Source organism: Streptococcus sanguinis (assembly GCF_020729765.1).
GTDB classification, from domain to species: Bacteria; Bacillota; Bacilli; order Lactobacillales; family Streptococcaceae; genus Streptococcus; species Streptococcus sanguinis_Q.
Genome location: NZ_JAJEPD010000058.1, coordinates 1 through 2654 on the forward strand (window position 1 = coordinate 1; position 2654 = coordinate 2654).

4 protein-coding genes are annotated in these 2654 nt (G+C 29.7%); all 4 read right to left on the minus strand.

The annotated features are described in order from the left end of the window. Positions 1–66: 66 nt before the first annotated feature. Positions 67–837 carry an ABC transporter permease gene (locus tag K4H96_RS08360; RefSeq protein ID WP_223337354.1) on the minus strand — a complete coding sequence of 257 codons (771 nt, stop codon included), beginning with the start codon at positions 835–837 and terminating at the stop codon, positions 67–69. An 8-nt stretch (positions 838–845) separates the two neighbouring features. Then, positions 846–1643: an ABC transporter ATP-binding protein gene (locus K4H96_RS08365; RefSeq protein WP_223337353.1), complete on the minus strand. Its 798-nt coding sequence runs from the start codon at positions 1641–1643 to the stop codon at positions 846–848. Positions 1644–1661: 18 nt separating this feature from the next. Next, positions 1662–2420: a CPBP family intramembrane glutamic endopeptidase gene (locus tag K4H96_RS08370; RefSeq protein WP_223337352.1), complete on the minus strand. Its 759-nt coding sequence runs from the start codon at positions 2418–2420 to the stop codon at positions 1662–1664. 10 nt (positions 2421–2430) lie between these two features. Then, the coding region (locus tag K4H96_RS08375; protein WP_227956465.1) for a hypothetical protein at positions 2431–2654 on the minus strand (224 nt) is incomplete at its 5' end.

Genomic DNA, 2654 nt, shown 5'->3' on the forward strand with positions numbered 1-2654 from the left:
CAGATATGAGCGAAGTTTGTTTATAAGAGTAAATTATCCTTCTAAAAAAACGTAAAACACTTTCCATCAATACACCTCCAAAGTTGCAGCAATTCTACTTTTAATTTCAATTTTAGTAAATGCATAATAGGCAATTATAAAATTGAAAACTGTTAGTAGGCATAAAATAAAAATAGTAAAAACTATCTCACTTAATCCAGCACCATAAACGGCTAATTCAAATCCCTTCATTACCCAAGTTGGTGAAAGTAAATATGAAAGCCAATTAATATACTTAGACAATACTTCTACCGGAAAAATCATGCCTGACAATAGAAGAAATGGATATTCAATTATATTCATTAGTAATTGCGCGCTTCGAGAGAGTGTGAATGCTGAACACATCAACATTCCAATGCTCACAAAAGTCAATATTGCTAAAAAAATTAAAATAGGGATAAGTACAAAATTTTCAAAAACCAAAGAACGCCTAAATAATAATGTAACAAAAAGTACATTTAAAAAGAAGGCAAATACTCCCCATAGACTATTCCCAAGCAATTTTCCAAAAATAATCTTCTTAAACCCTGACGGTGACGTAAATAAAACAGGTAAGGTTCCTAGATATTTCTCCCTACTGATATCTGCAGCAGATGAAAAACATATAATTGTCCAAAATGATGATAAGGAGGTTCCTAAGATTGCATAAAGGGTAAATACTCTGTCAGATTTATCACTGTACATCATACCTAATAGAACCGAATTACATAAAGGATTTAGAAATAAACAATATCGAAACATACTTCTAGCCACCGCTTGTCTCATCTGTACGATAGCACTAGAAATGATAACTTTCATACCAGCACCTACCTTACTAATTTTAAATAGATATCTTCAAGAGTAACATCAAGTAATTTTTGATTTTTAGTCTTTTCTTCTAAAATTTCAGACTTATCTTCATCTGAAACCAAAGAAGCTATCTCCTCAATTGTTCCACACGTTACTATCTTACCATGATTAATAATTGCAATTCTATCACATAGTTCCTCAGCTTCAGCCATGTAATGTGTAGTTAAAAGAATAGTTTTTCCTTTTTTTGCCAAGTCCTTTATTATGTTTCTTAATTCCAAAGCTCCTACTGGATCCAAGCCAATACTTGGCTCATCCAAAAAAATAATTTCTGGATCATTTAGCAAAGCCCTAGCAATTTGAAGTCGCTGCTTCATACCTTTAGAAAATGTCTCAACTCTTCGTTTTGCTACATTTTCTAAACCAACTAACTTCAAGAGACTTTGAACAATTTCCAACTGTTTCTTTCTTGGAATCTTATATAAATCTGCAAAGTAAAATAAATTATCTTGAGCAGAAAGTCTAAAATAAAGACTCCTTTCACCCCCAAAAACAAAGTTTATTTTCTCACGAATTTGTCGCTCATCATTGTAAACATCAAATCCTGATATAACTACTTTCCCTGATGTCGGAAGTAGCATCGTTGAAAGAATTTTTATTGTAGTTGATTTACCAGCACCATTTGGTCCAAGCAACCCAAATACCTCACCTTTTTCTATTGAAAAAGTAATACCTTTAAGTACCTCAATAACAGTAGTCCCCTTACCTTGTCCTTCAAAATTTCTTTTTAAATCAATAACATTAATTAGACTCATTTGCACTCCTTATACAAACTAAATTAATAAATCATCCAAGTCATCTTTCAACAATAAATTACTATAATAATTGGGATTGATAAAGTCTCTATGATATAACTTAATCATTAAATAAACCTGAGGGATATTAAAACATAAATGCCCAATGATTGTAATAAAAATATTTTTGGAGTAAAAATAAAGAGCTGCAAAAACTATACCAAACAATAACTGTCGCATATAATCTGATTTTTTAAAACTATTCCCCCAAAGGGTTGTATAGTGAAAGAGTACGAAATATACTGCCGATAATAATATTGTATAAACTCCATATCGGCTAAAAAGTCCCATAATAAGATACCTAAAATATAATTCCTCACAAATTGCAGCACCAATATAATTATATGTCAAAAAAATATACCTAAACTTGGGATATTTTATTTGCATATTAGCAATACTCACATCAGATAATTTAAATCTTAATACATCATACTCTCTGTATATATTTAGTATAAGAATGAAAATTAAAAATAAAACTGAGGTAATAATATTCCGAGATTCAGACTTCCCTAATGTAAGATACCCGATAAAAGCAAAAATCCCCAAATGTAAAAAATAACCAGATATTCTAAAAAAATATCTAATTGGACTTTTTACACTGATCCTCTTTACATTCCCTAATATAAAAATATTAGCTAACCAGGAAATTGAAAACAGAAAACTACCTTGAGGTAAGTCAAGTAAAATTGCAACCAGAAGAGAAAGCATTGTAACATTGGTTCTTGTATCAAAATACATTATTTTTAACCTAAACTCTATTTATAATTAAGTTTTCTAAGACTAAAAATTCAATAAAACTTTCTATGTCAGTCTTAATTTTTTCAAGATTTTCTTCTCTATAAAAGTCAGAAATTTTTTTTGCAACATCCTCTAACTCAATATCATCACCAATATATTTAATCACGACAGCTCCAGTATAATTCAATAGATATGATTTTCTATTACTAAGTAAATAATAATCATCTTTGAATT